This window comes from Roseibium sp. MMSF_3247 (assembly GCF_030733765.1).
Taxonomy (GTDB): domain Bacteria; phylum Pseudomonadota; class Alphaproteobacteria; order Rhizobiales; family Stappiaceae; genus Roseibium.
Genome location: NZ_JASHII010000010.1, coordinates 20730 through 35959, shown reverse-complemented (window position 1 = coordinate 35959; position 15230 = coordinate 20730). Strand labels below are relative to the sequence as shown.

Sequence of the window (15230 nt, the reverse complement as noted above, 5' to 3'; positions counted from 1 at the left end):
ACTGCTTAGACGGGCAACCAGCCCGCCTGGCGCGTGTTTCCTTGCAGCTCTATGCTGTTTGTTGCGCCATTTTATCCAATTTAATAGGTCCTGACCCTAGCGGATCAAAAATGTGACACTGGTGCAGAAACCGGCCTTTACGATACGGCAGCTTCCTTGCACTGGCGAAAGACCTGTTTTAGACCGAACGAATAGAGACATTCATTCAAGCTCAGGCGATCTCATGCGGCATCTCATTCTTGCAGGCCTTTGTGCACTCACACTTGCAGCGTGCCAGTCCAGCAACACCCAACAAGCGTCCCTTGGAAACCAGCCGCAGCTGACCGTGCCGCAAGGCGCGCAAAGCGTTAAAGTCGCCGCCGACCCGATGACCGTTCGCTCCGCTTTGGTCTCAAGCGCCCAGGAACGCGGCACCATCGTGATCCAGGACGAGCCGAATATGGTCGTCATGGAACGCCAACTCACCGGTGAAAACCCGGCACTGGACAGCCAGTTTGGCCCGTCAGACAATGGCAACCGGGTTATCCGCATCCGGCTTCGCTTCACAGGCACCCCGTGTGAAACGCTCGTTGTTCAGGATCTTGCCGTGATCAACAACGTCCGCACGGCGCTGGAACAGAGCTTCGTTCTGCCGGGCAATCCGAACACCATGCAAAGCCTGCAAGGCCTGAAGAGCCGTGCCGAGCAGAGCAGTTCCTGCCCGCCGATCGCGTCTTAAACCATCACAATGTGACGCCGGACTTAACCGCGTCTATCTGCTCATCTAGAATATATAAAAAGTATTTTCTTGTTTAATTTCGCTTCATACCCACCTGTCGCTCGGAATTGATGGTTGCAGTGACAGGCGAAGGAGCAGAAGAAACATGGGCACGCTAGATGGCAAGACAGTGGTTATCACCGGTGCGGGCCGATCAACCGGCCGGGCACTCGCTGCAGCCTTGGCGGACTGTGGCGCAGATGTTCATCTGTCCGCACGGGACAAGTCACAGGCCGAAGACACGTGCCGCTTTATCAAAGATGTCACCGGCTCATCTGCCACTGCCTACAGCTGCGACATCGCCGATCCGGACAGCATCTGTCAGTTTGTCTTGGCTCTGAAGACGGCGACGCCCAAGATCGACATCCTGATCAACAATGCGGCCATGTGGCTGTCCGGATCCTTTGAAGCGACGGACGACGATCATTTGATCGCCGCCGTAAATTCCACGGTGACCGGAACGATCCTCCTGACCAAACACTGCCTTCCGCTTCTGGAAATGTCAGAAAACCCTGACATCCTGACCATTGTGTCAAAGTCGGGTTTGGCATTGGAGGGCCAATCGGGGCCAAATGCTGCATACCATGCCACCAAGAGCGCTCAGACCGCCTTCATGAACCGGCTTCGTCAAACACATCCCCATATTCGGGTGATGTCCGTCTTTCCGCCCGATTTTGAAAGCGATCTGGATTATAAGAGCCCAGCCTGGTTCGAACGGCCCTCCCCAGGCACAGGCAAAACAATGACCGCCCGGCATGTCGTGGAAGCGATCCTGTTCGCACTGGAACAAGACCGCATCTGTTCAGTGGAATCGCTCGTCCTCGGCAATTCCGCCTCAGGTTGAACCAACCCTTATGGGATGCCTTTCGGGCGGGCTACCAAACTTAGGGTTCAGGCGGGCACGACCTCGGGCGCGAATTGTTTCAGGAACTCCGGGCTCGGAGGGATCGGTTTGATAACATCGATCATGATGCCGTTCGGGTCTTCGGAGATGAAATGCCGCTGACCGAAGGGTTCATCCTTCAGCGCCAGCAGGATCGGCAATCCGGCATTCTTCGCGCCTTCATAGATCTGATCGACATCTTCCACCTCAAAGTTCAACAGCATCGCCCCCGTGCCCTGCCCCCGGCGGACTTCCGGGATGGTCTCATGGTCCTGGTCGAGAATGGCGAGGTTCACGGCTTCATCCTCGACCGACTGCAGATGCACATACCAGTCCGCCTCGAACACGGCCTTGAACCGGAAGTGATCTCGATAAAACCGGGCAGTCTTGGTCACGTCCTTAGTCATAAGGACAGGGTAATACTGGGTGCATTTCATCACGCGTCTCCTGCAATCAAACACGGTCATCAACCCAATTGAGCTGATGGGGCTTTTCAGCCACAACAAATAAACATACAGTATGTATGTGAATTTCAATTAACATACAGGCTGTATGTATGCAAGATGAAAAACCGCGCCGGTCTCAGGCCGAGCGCCGTGCTGAAACCCGGAAAGCACTTCTGGACGCTGCCCGCGCACTCATTGTTGAAAAGGGGTATGCGGAAACCGGGACACCGGAGATCGTCAAACGCGCCAACGTGACGCGCGGCGCGCTCTATCATCATTTTGAGGACAAACCGGACCTGATGCGCGCCCTGGTGCAGCAGGAAGCCGAGGCAGTCGCAGCCGAGATTGCTTCTGACACCAACACAAGCCAGTCTCCACTCGATGCCTTCATGGCGGGAGCCAATGCCTACTTTTCCGCGCTGTCAGTGCCTGGACGGGCAAAGATCCTGCTGCTTGAAGGCCCAACGGTGCTCGGCCTGGAAGAAATGGCCGAGATCGACCGGACAACCGGTGGGGCAACCCTGCTTGAAGGATTGCAGCACAGTGCGGCGCACGGGTATTTGAAGAACGTTCCCCTGGAGCCGCTCGCAGAATTGTTGTCCGCTTCTTTTGATCGAGCCGCGCTGGAAATTGCGAATGGCGCAGACCGTTCAGCTTACGAAACAGCAACAAAGACCCTGCTCGCCGGTGTCTTGGCAGCCAAGTGAGCTGGTAATCATAACAAAACGGGACTAAGAGGACCCCACCTTCCCATCGCGTCCGACCAGCCAGATTCTGTCCGTCCGCGCCAGTTTCCAAAGATCGGGTCCAATTTGGCCGAAGTTGCGTTTGATATTCTGCTGCTATTGTTCGTGGCCGCTTTCATTGCCGGGTTTATTGATTCCATTGCAGGCGGTGGCGGATTGATCGCCATCCCTGCCCTCCTCATGGCTGGGCTCCCCCCGCTGGAAACACTCGGAACAGCCAAACTGCAAGCGCTGTTTGGCTCCGGGTCCGCCACCCTTGCCTACTCCCGCCGAGGGCTTGTTGATTACAAAGTCATCCTGCCGATGGCTGGACTTTCAGCGGCTGGCGCGGTCTGTGGAGCACTGGTCGCCACGATCCTGCCGACATATGTGCTCCAGACGGCCCTGCCCGTCGTTTTGATACTGATTGCTCTCTATTTCGCGCTGAAACCCAATGTCGGCGCGGTCGAACAGGTGCCGCGGATGACCAGTTTTGCCTTCGGCGCGACCCTTGTCCCGGCAATCGGTTTTTACGACGGCATCTTCGGCCCGGGCACTGGATCCTTTTTCATGCTCGCCTTTGTCGCCCTGATGGGCGCAGGTCTCTTGAAAGCCACGGCCCATACGAAGGTGCTGAACTTTGCGTCGAACCTTGCCGGATTTCTCGTGTTCATGGTGAGCGGAGCCGTGTTCTGGAAGATCGGCCTGCTGATGGGGCTGGGGCAGTTTCTCGGAGCGCAGGCCGGGTCCAAGCTTGCGATGAAGAACGGCGCGAAGATTATCCGCCCGCTCCTGGTGTGTTCGTGCATCGCCATGGCCGTCAAACTGCTTCTTGATCCAGCAAATCCGGTGCGCATCATGCTGGCGCTGTGAGTTGGCACTCAATGATCTGAACAGGTTACCGCGCGCCCAACTACCGTTATAGTGTCTCCATCCTTTTCCGAAGCGCTGGATATTCATGCCCACCATTTATCAGCTCAAATCCCGCTTTCAGGATCTCCTCCGTCCACTCTGTAAAAGGCTTGCCTCTGCTGGTGTGACGGCGAACCAGGTGACACTGTTGGCTCTCGTGCTTTCGATTGCGGAGGGTTTGGCGCTTTGGATATTTCCGGGCGCCTTTTGGCCGCTCATTCTGTTGCCCGTAATCCTGTTTGTCCGGATGGGCCTAAACGCTATTGACGGCATGCTCGCCCGCGAACACGACCAGAAATCGGATCTTGGCGCGATCCTGAATGAACTCGGCGATGTGCTGTCCGATGCCGTTCTTTACCTGCCCTTCGCCGCACTGCCGTTTTTTCCGGGCGAACTGGTTGTCGGATTGGTGGTCCTGGCGATCATCGGCGAGATGACCGGTGTCATCGCCGTCCAGATCGGTGCAAGCCGGCGGTATGACGGACCGTTCGGCAAAAGCGACCGGGCCGCCCTTTTCGGCCTGTGCGGCGTTCTGGTGGCCTTTGGGCTGACCGCGGAACTCTTCTTCACGATCCTGATGGGTCTTGGCGTTCTTCTGTCCGCCGTCACCATTTGGAACCGCGCCAAGAACGCCCTGGGCGAACTGGAGATACAATGACCCTGCACGCCATCCACTGGGCCCTGATCGGCATCTGGGGGCTACTGATCGCAGCTAGCCTCATCGTTTACATCCTCTCCAAACGCTCAGAGAAAAACCTTTCGGAACTCGTTCAGCGCACCCAAAGCTGGTGGGTGATGTTGGCGATCTTCACCGTCGCCTTTCTCGTCTCCAACACGATTTCGATCATCGTTTTCGCCTTGATCAGTTTTCTAGCGCTGAAAGAGTATTTCTCGATGATCCCGACCCGGCGTGCGGACCGGCGCGTGCTGTTCTGGGCGTATTTGTCGATCCCGGTTCAGTATTTCTGGGTCTATGACAGTTACTACGGGATGTTTGCCGTTTTCATCCCGGTCTACATGTTCCTGTTCCTACCCTTTGCCAGCTTGCTCTCCCAGCAGACCGAAGGGTTTCTGAAGTCCGTCGGCACGCTCAACTGGGGCCTGATGCTCTGCGTGTTTTCAATCTCCCACGCGGCCTTCCTTTTGATCCTGCCGCCGACCGACGGCAGCTCGGCGGGCGGTGCAGGCTTGCTTTTGTTCCTGGTGTTCCTGACCCAGTTCAATGACGTTGCCCAGTACACCTGGGGCAAAATGTTCGGACGAAAGAAAATCATACCGGGCGTCAGCCCGAACAAAACCTGGGAAGGGTTCCTGGGCGGCGTCGGCACCACCTTTGTTCTCGCCATTGTAACTGCGCCTTTGGTGACGCCGTTCAGCCTTACACATGCAGCAGCCGCCGGGCTCTTGATCCCCGTGGCCGGGTTTATTGGCGATGTCACCGTCTCAGCGCTCAAACGCGATCTCGGCGTCAAGGACACCGGAAGCCTTATTCCCGGCCATGGCGGCATTCTCGACCGGATCGACAGCCTGACCTTCACCGCCCCGCTGTTCTTTCACTTCACCCGCTATTTTTATTATTAGGCCGGGATGATGCTGCAGAAGGTCTTTTATATCTTCGTCAAGATCGCGGTGCTGTTTCTGCTCGGGCTGAATGTCAGGCGCAAAGACCTGCTGCCCTCTGAAGGACCGGCAATCATCGTTGCCAACCACAACAGCCATCTCGACACGATGGTGCTGATGGCCTTGATGCCGCTGTCAAAGCTGAAGAACATCAAACCGGTTGCCGCCGCCGACTATTTCTTTTCCTCGCCCTGGAAGGCTTGGGTTTCCGAACAAGTACTCGGCATCATCCCGGTCGAACGCAAAGGCGCGGACCGGACCTCCGATCCACTGGAAGGCTGTTACCAGGCGCTGGACAAAGGCAAGGTGTTGATCCTGTTTCCGGAGGGCTCTCGAGGCGAACCGGAAGAAATGACCGGCCTGAAGAAAGGCATTTCCTATCTCGCCGAACGCGCGCCCAGCGCCCCTGTCGTTCCAGTGTTCACCCACGGCCTCGGCAAGGCGCTGCCAAAGGGTTCGTTTTTGCTTGTGCCGTTTTTCTGCGATATTTTTGTCGGCAAACCAATCACTTGGGCGGGTGACCGGACTCAGTTCATGAACACCCTGCAAGACCGGTTTAGCGACCTCTCGTCGGAAAAAACCTTTGCGCCTTGGGAGTAGAAGCGCAGCGGATCACTCTCCCCGCAAGGGATACCGGTACGGCTCTTCAAAGACATCAATCACCTTGGTGCCGGCCTTGATAACAGCGCCATGCTCGACATTTGCCGGAATATCGTAGATCGCGCCGGGGCCCATGGTCCGGGTCTCACCGCCGATGGTGAACTCGATCTCTCCTGACAGCACTGTCCCCCACTGCGCCAGATGGGAATGCGGCGGCAGGACCATATCCTTCTTGAAATCAAAGAAAACCACCAATCCCCGGTCCGACTGGACTGCGTAGGAAGAGACAACGTCCTCAGGAAAAGGCACATCCAAAGCGGGGAAAGACTTGATGAAATCAGGCAGGTCCACGGGCAACTCCTTTATCTGCACTAGGCATACCGAGCGCAGATCCTTCGGCCATGACTAGCCGTCCAGTACATCCTTCACGGTCGTTGCGAGCTGCTTGAGGGTAAACGGCTTGGGCAAAAAGAAAAACTTCTCGTTGGCCGGCAGGTTTTCCTCAAACGCATCTTCCGCATAACCGGACACGAAGATGATCTTCAGATCCGGACGGGTCTTGCGCAGTTCCACCAGCAATGACGGGCCGTCCATTTCCGGCATGACCACGTCGGACACCACGAGATCGACATCGCCACCGGTCTCTTCCATGACCTCAAGCGCTTCCATGCCCGTGCCAGCCTCGTGAACCGTGTAGCCGCGGGAGGCCAAGGCGCGCGCGGCAAAGGCCCTAACCGCCTCTTCGTCCTCTACCAGAAGGATCGAAGCAGACCCTGTCAGATCCGCAACCTTTTCCTTCTCAGGTTCCTTCGCTTCTTGCTTCGGCTCATCGACAACGGCCGGGATGTAGCGCGGCAAGAACAGGCGGAAGGTTGTGCCTTCATCAATTTCCGAGGTGCAGAAGATGAAGCCGCCGGTCTGTTTGACGATCCCGTAGACGGTCGAGAGCCCGAGCCCCGTGCCTTTGCCGACTTCCTTGGTGGAAAAGAACGGATCGAAGATCTTCTCCATTACATCGGGCGGAATGCCGTGGCCTGTGTCTTCCACCTCGACCAGCATGTATTCACCCGGCGGCATACCGCGGGTGTTTTCAAACTGGGTCGATTCAGATTCGGAGACATTGCGCGTGGAAATCGTCAGGCGGCCGCCATCCGGCATCGCGTCCCCGGCATTCACGGCCAAGTTGACGATCACCTGCTCCAGCTGGTTGAGGTCGGCCATGACCGGCCACAGATCCCGCCCATGAATAACCTTCAGGTCGACCTTCTCGCCAAGCAACCTGTCAAGCAGGATCGACAAATCAGCCAAAACGTCATTCAGTTCAAGCTGCTGCGGACGCAGGGTCTGGCGGCGCGAGAACGCCAACAGCTGACGCACGAGTCCGGCGGCGCGATTGGCGTTCTGCTTGATGTTCATGATGTCCTGGAAGGACGGATCGGTTGGACGGTGGCTTGCCAAAAGCAGATCGGAAAAGCCGATGATCGCGGTCAGAACGTTGTTGAAGTCATGCGCAACACCACCGGCCAGTTGGCCGATGGCCTGCATTTTTTGGCTTTGCGCAAACTGAGCCTCAAGGGCACGTTGCTGGGTCGTTTCCAGCGCATAGACAATGGCGGCCTCGCCATCACCCTCGCCTTCCTGAACCGCGGAGACGTAGAAAGTTGCAGAACGCGGGTCATTGCCTTCGACCAGCGGAATATCGATCGGCGCGATTTCGCTGATCCCGTTCGCCGCTGCGCTCAAGGCCTTGCGGAGATCTTCCTGACCGTTATCGGCGACATAGGCTTCAAGTTTCGGCGCCTGATCATCGGTGTCAACAGCACCAAACAACTTGAGGAACGGCGCGTTTGTGCGCAGCACGCGGCCTTCCTTGTCGAGGGAGGCGATTGCAATCGGCGTATTGTTGAAGAAGCGGGCGAAACGCACTTCCGCGGCGCGCAGCGCTTCAGAGGCTTCTTCGCCTCGCGACCGGTTCAAAACCAGCGTGCGGCTGTCGCCTTGGGTGCCGTTTTCGCCAAACGGAACCCTGTGCAACAAGCGAACCGGAAGCCCGAGGCCATTGCGGGTGACGAAATCCAGATCGAAGGTCTCGCTCTTGACCTCACCGGCCTGCCCCTTCACGGAACGGATCAGCTCAGTGCCGTCACCCCGGACAATATCGGAGAGCCCGAGATCCCCAGCGTCAAACTGCGCCAGGTCATAGCCGAGCCAATCGGCGAGGGTCGCGTTGAGGTATACGATCCGTCCCTGGGCGTCGGACGACAGGAACCCTGCCGGGGCATGATCGAGGAAATTGATGACGCGCTGAAGTTCCTGGAAGGAATTCTCCTGCTCTGCCCTATCCCGGGTGATGTCCGACAACTGCCAGACTGCCATGACCTTGCCGGACGCGTTGCCAGACACTTGGAGCGGCCGCACTGAGACACGATACCAGCGCGCTTTTCCCTCCGCCCGGCCAAGCGGGAACGGCATACGGATTTCTTCCTGCGCCTTGCGGCCATCGCGCATTGCCTGAGACAAACGGAAAATCGCGTCGGTCGCGTCTGGATCGGAGGAAAACACGCGTTCAACGACGCGAATATCGGCAGCGGTTTCCGCGCCTGTAAGCTCAGCGTAAGCCTTGTTGGCGTAGACCAGACGGCCATCGATGTCGGTTATGAGCGCACCGTCTTCCAGCGTATCGACAAATGCAGAGGCAAGCGGATTGGCTTCACCAGGCCTTGCGGAAAGGCGCAGAAACCCAATCGCACCGGCAAAAAGGCAGAATACGCCGACAACAGCCAGAATTCCGAGCAACGCGAGAATGAACGGCTGTGCAACGGCACGGTCCATGACCGCAAAGGCAGCCGCAGCCCCGGCAAGCACAAGCGCAAGCCCGATCAACAACCCTATGTTTCCGGATCGCTCCGGCCGATTGATCATCGGCCCGCCTGGCGCTCCGTCAAGGTCACTCATACAATCCGTCTCCTCGGCCCGATTCGCTTAGTTTAGGCCGAATTTCAGCATTCTGTTGTTGGCCGGTAATTTCAACAGAGCAAGCGCTCAGTCCTGTTGAAATTCACCCGTTAATCCGCATTCCCTGCGATATCGTTACTTTTTACCGTAATCAATTGGCCCGCCAGGCGGCCCGTTTGCGCATTCTGAAGACGAAGCCGATGACCTCTGCAACGGCTTTGAAGTGTTCTTCCGGCACTTCCTGTTCGATCTCAACGCTGGCATAAAGCGCGCGGGCGAGCGGCGGATTCTCGATAACCGGAACCTCGTGTTCCTTTGCCACGTCCCGGATCCGCAAGGCCAGTGCATCCGTTCCCTTGGCAACACAGAGCGGCGCGCCCATCCCCTCTTCATACTGAAGGGCGACGGCATAGTGCGTCGGGTTGGTGACTACGACCGTTGCTGCCGGCACCGCGGACATCATGCGTTTGCGGGAGCGCTCCATGCGCAATTGCCGGATCTTGCCTTTGACGTGCGGATCACCTTCTGTCTGCTTGAATTCTTCCTTGACCTCTTTGAGGCTCATCTTCTGTTTGTTGAACCATTTGTTCTTTTGGTAGACGAAGTCCGCAGCGGCAACGACTGTCATCACGGCAAGGATTGCGGCCAGAACCTGAAGGATCAGAATGCGGGCCTCTTCCAAGATGATCATCTCATCCGCAAAGATCATGATTTCAGCTTCGTCCCGGTGCGGCCACAACACGGCCACCATGACCGCGCCAACGACCAGGATCTTCACCATCCCCTTGGCGAAGTTGACCAGGCTTTCGGAGGAAAACAGTCGCTTGAAGCCAGAAAGCGGAGAGACCTTGGAGAGTTTGGGCTTGATGGTCTCAGCGGTCAGCAATGGCTGATGCTGGATCAAATTGCCGAACACCGCCATGATCACCAGGGCAAGCAGCGGCAAACCCACAATCAGCGCTACGGATTGCCCAGTGTCCCGCCAAAGGGCTTTGAGCGCATAACCATCAACCGGGATCTGGTGAGCGTGCTCTATGTAGCCCTTTAGCAAGTTTCCGAGCGACGCAGCCGCCCCCGGTGCCATGATGGCAATCATCAGTGTCGCACCAGCAAGCGTGAACCAGGTGCTGACTTCTTGCGATTTCGGAACGTCCCCTTTGTCATGCGCGTCTTTGAGACGTTTCTGCGTGGGGTCCTCAGTCTTTTCTGAGTCGTCGGTTTCGTCTGCCATAACGCACCGCTACCCCGCTATAAACTTGCCCAGGGCCTGCTGGACGTGTTCAAGATAGAACATCATCAGCGTGCTTATGAGCACCATGAGAAGGAAGAACCCGATCGCAATGTTCACAGGCATGGCGATGAAGAAGATCTGCATCTGCGGCATCAGCTTGTTCAACAAACCAAGGCCGAAATAAAAGACCAGACCAACGACAAGAAACGGTGCGCTCATCCGCACCGCTATCGAGAACACCATCGCCACTGTCTCAGCGAAATTCTCGGAAAAATCTCCAACTGGCGGCATGCTGCCAGGCGGGAATAACGTAAAACTGTCGTGAAGGGCAGCGATCACCAGATAATGCGTGTCTGTGGTGAAGATCAGCGTAATACCGACAAGGGCGAGAAAGTTTCCAAAAAGCGCGCCTTGCTGTCCTTCATTGGAGATGTCAGTGCCAAGTGCGAAGGCAAGGCCGGATTGGTTCGCCATGATCACGCCGGCAATCTGCACGGCAGACGTCACCAATTTTGCGCAAAGGCCGATGGCAACCCCGATGATGATTTCGCTGATCAAGAGGACACCGAGCTGTGCCGGGTTCGATACCAGATCCGCCGGGTAGAGCTGGGAGCCGACCGGGTAGAGCACTAGGGTCAGAGCAAGGGCGATGGTTAGGCGAAACCGCGTCGGGATCGAGCTTTCTCCAAGAGCTGGAAGCAGCATGATCATCGTGCCGAGACGCGCAAACATCAGCATGAATGCGGCAGCAACGTCTGGCAGGAAATCAAGCTCGATCGTCATACCTCAGGCCTCAAACCGGACCAGTGGCGAGGATCATCTCGGCGATTTCACCCATAAATCCTTCCAGGACCTGGCTCATGAACGGAAGGGAAAGCAAAAGCGTCACAAAGATCGCGAGAATCTTTGGCACGAAGACCAGTGTCATTTCCTGGATTTGGGTCAAGGCTTGAAACAGCGCGATGATCACACCGACGAGCAGACCGATCACCATGGTTGGCCCGGCAATCAGGATCATCGCCCACACAGCAGACCGGGCCAGATCAAGCACTTCAGGACCGGTCATTGCACCACCTCCGCGCTACAGCGCCTTCAAACAAAACCAAGACCAGATCAGATCAGATCAGATCGGCATCCGCATGATTTCTTCATATGCCGAAATCACACGGTCGCGGACCGCAACCATAGTTTCCAGTGTAACCTCAGCCTCGGCAACGGCTGTCACCACATCGACAACATCGGCCTTGCCTTCAATCAAGCCGACGGCCTTGGCGTCCGCCACCCGGCCCTGGTCAACGACATTTTCGACCGCGCTTTGCACCATTTGCCCAAAATCAACCTGCTCACGAACAGGTGTCGGATCTTCAATCGCTTTTGCCTGCTGCTGAAGCTGGGCCGCCATCTGGTAGGCATTGTTGGCAATGGACATTGTCGACATGGGTTACTTCCTTTATCCGGTTGCTTCAGGCGATGGCGCAAGTGCCCTCAGGCCCGCAGGATATCGATCGTCCGCTGCAGCATTTTGCGCGTGGTTTCGATGACGTTGAGGTTGGCTTCATAGGAGCGTTGAGCTTCCCGCATGTCGGCCGATTCAACCAAGGTGCTGACATTCGGCTGCAGCACATAGCCGTTTTCATCCGCCGCCGGATGCCCGGGCATATGGGTCGACTTGAAAGCGGACTTGTCTTCGACAATCCGTCCAAGCTCCACCTTGTCGGCGCCAAGTTGCTTGTCGAATTCGGACTGAAAGGTCGGAATTTTCCGCCGGTACGGCTCTTCGTCCGGGGTCCGGGCGGTCGAATTTGCGTTGGCGATGTTTTCCGCAATCACCCGCATCCGTCCGTTCTGCGCTTTCAGGCCGGAAGCGGAGATGAACAGGGACTTCATCAGATCCATAAGATGTCACTCCTCATTGCATTGCCGTTCTGTTACGCGGTCTTCGAAAGTGCAGTGCGGATCAACCCAAGCCCTTTTGTGTAAAGGGTCGTTGCTGCCTGAAAGTCCATCTGGTTCTGCGTGATTTTCATCATCTGCTCTTCCAGGTTGACCGCATTGCCGCTGGGTGTGATCTCAAAACTGTCGCGGCGCTCGGCTTTGCCGCCGATACCCGATCCGATCATTCCGGATATGTGGGCAACGGAGGTGCGTTCCGTTGTCAGGCCGAAAGCCTCACGCCCTATGTGATCATCAAACGAGTAAGCTTTGACATCGCGCGCTTCGAATTCAGGCGTATCCGAGTTCGCAATGTTCTCAGCCAAGACCCCCTGGCGCGTTTGGTGCCATTGCATCTTGGATTTCAGCGCCTGGAACAGAGGCAAGTCCGTAAAAGCCATCCGATTCACTTTCTGTTAACCAACAGGCAAACATTGCCGATGAAATGGTTAACGAGTGGTTAACTATTCTTAACGTAGACAGGCCAGGCGTTAATTTTTCGCCAAAGCCCCGCATGTTTTCCGTGCATTTCGCGAATTACCGCACCCCGACCACAGGCAAATTCTGCCTAGCTCTGTTAACTTTGAGACTAAGAGAGATTCGAGACGGGGCATCAAGCGGCAGAAATTGCCAAGAGCAGCCAGAACAGGTGCGGCACTGATCGAAAACGGCAGGCAATTACAGCCGATTTGAATGAGCACGCCCCAACGCGGTGATGTTCGGAATTACTGGGGATAAACGCCACAAGCCGTCATCAGGAACACATTCAACAGTAAACGCTGTCTCCTGGTTTGGGCGCCAAGGGACGGCACGAGGTAAAGATGTACAACTGGATTCAAAACACATTTCAGGTCGGAGAAAGCGTGGCGCAGGGACTGGCGCTGATCATTTCTCTGGCGGTTGTTCTAGCCCTGTTTGGATTGTTCATATTCATCATCAAACGGCTGATGGGCGGCCGGATCACACAGTCGCGCGGGCGCCAGCCGCGCATCGGACTTATGGACAGTGCCGCGATCGACAATCGCCGCCGGCTTTTGCTGGTGCGCCGGGACAATATCGAGCATCTGATCCTTGTCGGCGGTCCGACAGATGTCGTGGTTGAGCAAAACATCATCCGCAACACGCCGCTCGCTACCGGGCAAACCAGAACCGGCACCCATCAGGCCGCAGCGCAGGCAGGGGGCATCAAGGCACCTCTTGCTCCTGGTCCGGATATTCCTCTGACACCGGAAGACAGCGCGGCTGCAAAGCAACCTCATCAGGCGCCAGATCTGAAAGCGCCGGCGCAACCGGCACCATCAACGGCAATGGCCACGGCACCTGTACCGGCACCGGCCACACCGGTAGAGAGCGCGCCCAAAGCGCCGGCTACCTCTGCTCTTCCTCCGCGCCAAGTACCGCAGCCCTCCTCGCCCGCGGCACCCGCGAAGCCACAGACCCTGGCCGGCAGCCCTCGACCCTCCATGGGCTCAATCAGCCAAAACAAAAGCGCTCAGCCGGCAAGTCCTCGCCCCGCTGAACAAACAACAGCACCGAGTTCGGCAAATGCGCAGACGCCGCCGGTCACCGTTGCACCTGCAAGCCCGGTTTCGAATGACAAGGCACCGCCCCTCTCCGCTTCAACGGTCAACGCGGCCAAACCAGAATCGGACAGTTCTGCGCCTGTTTTGTCTGCAACCAAGGATGAAGCCCCAAAACCGGCTTCCCGGCTCAGCAACTCTTTAAGTTCATTGGCGCGGCCGTTCTCTCCAAAGGACCGGCCGTCCTATGGGTCTGCAAAAATATCGCCGCCAGCTTCTGGTCCAGCAGCCCGGGCAAAAACGGCGTTGGTTACACCGGTCGAAACGGACAGCTCACAAAAACGGGTTGAGCCTGTCCTGACCCCAAACACCAACACCACACCCGAATCTCAAGAGACTCTTCAAGGTTCAAACCAACAGGCAGAAAAACCGAAACTCGGTGCGGAAGCAGTACCTGCAGTTGAAAATGCGTCAGATCCGGAAAAGCCGAAAGACAACTCCTCTTCGGCAGAAAAGGCGGATCTGACAAATGTGATGGCCGAGAGCATTGAAAAGGAATTGTTCGACGAGCCCGCCACGACCACAACCGGCACAGAACCACAAAAGGTTGAGGCATCGGCATCAGAGCCAACTGAGGAAAAGCCAGCCGGCATCGTCGTCGAGACCAAAGAAACAGACGAGAAAAAAGACGCACATGACGTGAGCGAGCCGGACAAGACGGCCGCAACCGCCGAAAACTCCGGCGAGGAGAAAAAAGAGATCGGTACAGGCAAGCAGGCCCAGACCCCGCAAGACCAAGGCATTGGAGACCGCAATCCGATCGAAGCAGAGATGGCGAAAATTCTGGATGAATTGGGTGGACAGCCGAAACAATGACGGGCCGCATTAGCCGCATCCACTGGCTTAAATATCTGACAGCAAGCCTTGCGTTTGCACTGGGTGCCATTGCACTCAGTTTGCCGACGCAGGCGCAGGAAATCTCCGTAGGCTTCGGGGATGACGCGAACCTGACCGAGCGTGCGGTTCAACTCGTGATCCTTTTGACGGTGCTGTCCTTGGCGCCGTCCATCCTTGTGATGGTCACGAGCTTTACCCGGATTGTGGTGGTTCTGTCGCTCTTGCGGTCGGCGATCGGCCTGCAGACCGCTCCGCCCAACATGGTGATGGTGAGCCTCGCCCTGTTCCTGTCTGCCTTTATCATGATGCCGACACTTCAAGCGGCCTATGACGCAGGTATCCAGCCCCTGATCGATGGCGATATCGAAATCGATCAGGCCTATGAACGGGCGTCCGAGCCGTTCCGGGACTTTATGCTGTCACAGGTGCGGGAAAAAGATCTGATGCTCTTTCAGGAACTGTCAGGCCGGGACGCTCCTGAAACACCGGAAGATCTCGAGATGGCGGTCCTCATTCCGGCCTTCATGATTTCCGAACTCAGGCGGGCGTTCGAGATTGGTTTCCTGCTTTATCTGCCATTCCTGATCATTGACCTTGTGATTGCTTCGGTCCTCATGTCGATGGGTATGATGATGTTGCCGCCAGTGGTGATCTCTCTACCCTTCAAACTGATTTTCTTTGTTCTAGTCGACGGCTGGAACCTAGTGGCGGGATCCCTGGTCAAGAGTTTCGGGGGCGGCTAGCGAGTATTG

General features: G+C 56.7%; 18 protein-coding genes. 9 read left to right on the top strand and 9 right to left on the bottom strand.

Features of this window, described 5'->3' with window-relative positions:
- The first annotated feature begins 223 nt into the window (after positions 1-223).
- Positions 224-718 carry a hypothetical protein gene (locus RBB44_RS23345; RefSeq protein WP_306150126.1) on the top strand — a complete coding sequence of 165 codons (495 nt, stop codon included), beginning with the start codon at positions 224-226 and terminating at the stop codon, positions 716-718.
- A 145-nt stretch (positions 719-863) separates the two neighbouring features.
- Positions 864-1601 carry an SDR family oxidoreductase gene (locus tag RBB44_RS23340; RefSeq protein WP_306150127.1) on the top strand — a complete coding sequence of 246 codons (738 nt, stop codon included), beginning with the start codon at positions 864-866 and terminating at the stop codon, positions 1599-1601.
- Positions 1602-1648: 47 nt separating this feature from the next.
- On the opposite strand, the gene RBB44_RS23335 is transcribed toward RBB44_RS23340, so the two are convergent.
- Positions 1649-2077 carry a VOC family protein gene (locus tag RBB44_RS23335; protein ID WP_306150128.1) on the bottom strand — a complete coding sequence of 143 codons (429 nt, stop codon included), beginning with the start codon at positions 2075-2077 and terminating at the stop codon, positions 1649-1651.
- Between the two features lie 119 nt (positions 2078-2196).
- Between RBB44_RS23335 and RBB44_RS23330 the strand changes: the two genes are divergently transcribed.
- From RBB44_RS23330 to RBB44_RS23310, 5 genes are all read left to right on the top strand, one after another.
- Positions 2197-2793: a TetR/AcrR family transcriptional regulator gene (locus RBB44_RS23330; RefSeq protein ID WP_306150129.1), complete on the top strand. Its 597-nt coding sequence runs from the start codon at positions 2197-2199 to the stop codon at positions 2791-2793.
- Positions 2794-2898: 105 nt separating this feature from the next.
- Entirely contained in the window at positions 2899-3684 is a 786-nt protein-coding gene (locus tag RBB44_RS23325; RefSeq protein WP_306150130.1) for a TSUP family transporter, read from the top strand.
- Positions 3685-3769: 85 nt separating this feature from the next.
- Positions 3770-4381, top strand: coding sequence for a CDP-alcohol phosphatidyltransferase family protein (locus tag RBB44_RS23320; protein WP_306150131.1), 612 nt, complete (start codon positions 3770-3772; stop codon positions 4379-4381).
- Positions 4378-5304, top strand: coding sequence for a phosphatidate cytidylyltransferase (locus RBB44_RS23315; protein ID WP_306150132.1), 927 nt, complete (start codon positions 4378-4380; stop codon positions 5302-5304). Before RBB44_RS23320 ends, RBB44_RS23315 begins: the two co-directional genes overlap by 4 nt.
- A 9-nt stretch (positions 5305-5313) precedes the next feature.
- Positions 5314-5943: a lysophospholipid acyltransferase family protein gene (locus tag RBB44_RS23310; RefSeq protein WP_306150133.1), complete on the top strand. Its 630-nt coding sequence runs from the start codon at positions 5314-5316 to the stop codon at positions 5941-5943.
- Positions 5944-5955: 12 nt separating this feature from the next.
- Here RBB44_RS23310 and RBB44_RS23305 read toward each other — a convergent pair whose 3' ends face one another.
- The 8 genes from RBB44_RS23305 to flgB form a co-directional block, all read right to left on the bottom strand.
- Positions 5956-6294: a cupin domain-containing protein gene (locus RBB44_RS23305; RefSeq protein ID WP_306150134.1), complete on the bottom strand. Its 339-nt coding sequence runs from the start codon at positions 6292-6294 to the stop codon at positions 5956-5958.
- A 54-nt stretch (positions 6295-6348) separates the two neighbouring features.
- On the bottom strand, positions 6349-8898 hold the full coding sequence (gene cckA / locus RBB44_RS23300; RefSeq protein ID WP_286183260.1) for a cell cycle histidine kinase CckA: 2550 nt from the start codon (positions 8896-8898) through the stop codon (positions 6349-6351).
- Positions 8899-9049: 151 nt separating this feature from the next.
- Positions 9050-10129: a flagellar biosynthesis protein FlhB gene (gene flhB / locus RBB44_RS23295; protein WP_133946588.1), complete on the bottom strand. Its 1080-nt coding sequence runs from the start codon at positions 10127-10129 to the stop codon at positions 9050-9052.
- Between the two features lie 9 nt (positions 10130-10138).
- Entirely contained in the window at positions 10139-10912 is a 774-nt protein-coding gene (gene fliR / locus RBB44_RS23290) for a flagellar biosynthetic protein FliR (RefSeq protein WP_209178591.1), read from the bottom strand.
- Between the two features lie 10 nt (positions 10913-10922).
- Positions 10923-11195, bottom strand: a complete 273-nt coding sequence (gene fliQ / locus RBB44_RS23285; RefSeq protein WP_133946584.1) for a flagellar biosynthesis protein FliQ — start codon at positions 11193-11195, stop codon at positions 10923-10925.
- 57 nt (positions 11196-11252) lie between these two features.
- A complete protein-coding gene (locus RBB44_RS23280) occupies positions 11253-11567 on the bottom strand; it encodes a flagellar hook-basal body complex protein FliE (protein WP_133946581.1) in 315 nt (104 codons plus the stop codon).
- A gap of 47 nt (positions 11568-11614) precedes the next feature.
- The gene (gene flgC, locus RBB44_RS23275) at positions 11615-12025 is read right to left on the bottom strand and encodes a flagellar basal body rod protein FlgC (protein WP_008193086.1); all 411 of its coding nucleotides are present in this window, start codon (positions 12023-12025) and stop codon (positions 11615-11617) included.
- A 32-nt stretch (positions 12026-12057) separates the two neighbouring features.
- Positions 12058-12462 carry a flagellar basal body rod protein FlgB gene (gene flgB, locus RBB44_RS23270; RefSeq protein WP_133946579.1) on the bottom strand — a complete coding sequence of 135 codons (405 nt, stop codon included), beginning with the start codon at positions 12460-12462 and terminating at the stop codon, positions 12058-12060.
- 420 nt (positions 12463-12882) lie between these two features.
- On the opposite strand from flgB, the gene RBB44_RS23265 reads away from it, so the two are divergent.
- Together RBB44_RS23265 and fliP are read left to right on the top strand one after the other, a co-directional pair.
- The gene (locus RBB44_RS23265) at positions 12883-14457 is read left to right on the top strand and encodes a flagellar biosynthetic protein FliO (protein ID WP_306150135.1); all 1575 of its coding nucleotides are present in this window, start codon (positions 12883-12885) and stop codon (positions 14455-14457) included.
- Entirely contained in the window at positions 14454-15221 is a 768-nt protein-coding gene (gene fliP / locus RBB44_RS23260) for a flagellar type III secretion system pore protein FliP (protein ID WP_306150136.1), read from the top strand. The genes RBB44_RS23265 and fliP overlap by 4 nt, the downstream gene beginning before the upstream one ends.
- Positions 15222-15230 lie beyond the last annotated feature (9 nt).

What these genes read in the sequence shown, in the direction of transcription:
- flhB (WP_133946588.1), bottom strand. Translation starts at nt 10,129, where the DNA reads ATGGCAGACGAAACCGACGACTCAGAAAAGACTGAGGACCCCACGCAG.
- flgC (WP_008193086.1), bottom strand. Translation starts at nt 12,025, where the DNA reads ATGGATCTGATGAAGTCCCTGTTCATCTCCGCTTCCGGCCTGAAAGCG.
- RBB44_RS23265 (WP_306150135.1), top strand. Translation starts at nt 12,883, where the DNA reads ATGTACAACTGGATTCAAAACACATTTCAGGTCGGAGAAAGCGTGGCG.
- RBB44_RS23345 (WP_306150126.1), top strand. Translation starts at nt 224, where the DNA reads ATGCGGCATCTCATTCTTGCAGGCCTTTGTGCACTCACACTTGCAGCG.
- RBB44_RS23310 (WP_306150133.1), top strand. Translation starts at nt 5,314, where the DNA reads ATGCTGCAGAAGGTCTTTTATATCTTCGTCAAGATCGCGGTGCTGTTT.
- RBB44_RS23330 (WP_306150129.1), top strand. Translation starts at nt 2,197, where the DNA reads ATGCAAGATGAAAAACCGCGCCGGTCTCAGGCCGAGCGCCGTGCTGAA.
- RBB44_RS23335 (WP_306150128.1), bottom strand. Translation starts at nt 2,077, where the DNA reads ATGAAATGCACCCAGTATTACCCTGTCCTTATGACTAAGGACGTGACC.
- cckA (WP_286183260.1), bottom strand. Translation starts at nt 8,898, where the DNA reads ATGAGTGACCTTGACGGAGCGCCAGGCGGGCCGATGATCAATCGGCCG.
- RBB44_RS23320 (WP_306150131.1), top strand. Translation starts at nt 3,770, where the DNA reads ATGCCCACCATTTATCAGCTCAAATCCCGCTTTCAGGATCTCCTCCGT.
- fliP (WP_306150136.1), top strand. Translation starts at nt 14,454, where the DNA reads ATGACGGGCCGCATTAGCCGCATCCACTGGCTTAAATATCTGACAGCA.
- fliQ (WP_133946584.1), bottom strand. Translation starts at nt 11,195, where the DNA reads ATGACCGGTCCTGAAGTGCTTGATCTGGCCCGGTCTGCTGTGTGGGCG.
- RBB44_RS23280 (WP_133946581.1), bottom strand. Translation starts at nt 11,567, where the DNA reads ATGTCGACAATGTCCATTGCCAACAATGCCTACCAGATGGCGGCCCAG.
- RBB44_RS23315 (WP_306150132.1), top strand. Translation starts at nt 4,378, where the DNA reads ATGACCCTGCACGCCATCCACTGGGCCCTGATCGGCATCTGGGGGCTA.
- flgB (WP_133946579.1), bottom strand. Translation starts at nt 12,462, where the DNA reads ATGGCTTTTACGGACTTGCCTCTGTTCCAGGCGCTGAAATCCAAGATG.
- RBB44_RS23340 (WP_306150127.1), top strand. Translation starts at nt 864, where the DNA reads ATGGGCACGCTAGATGGCAAGACAGTGGTTATCACCGGTGCGGGCCGA.
- fliR (WP_209178591.1), bottom strand. Translation starts at nt 10,912, where the DNA reads ATGACGATCGAGCTTGATTTCCTGCCAGACGTTGCTGCCGCATTCATG.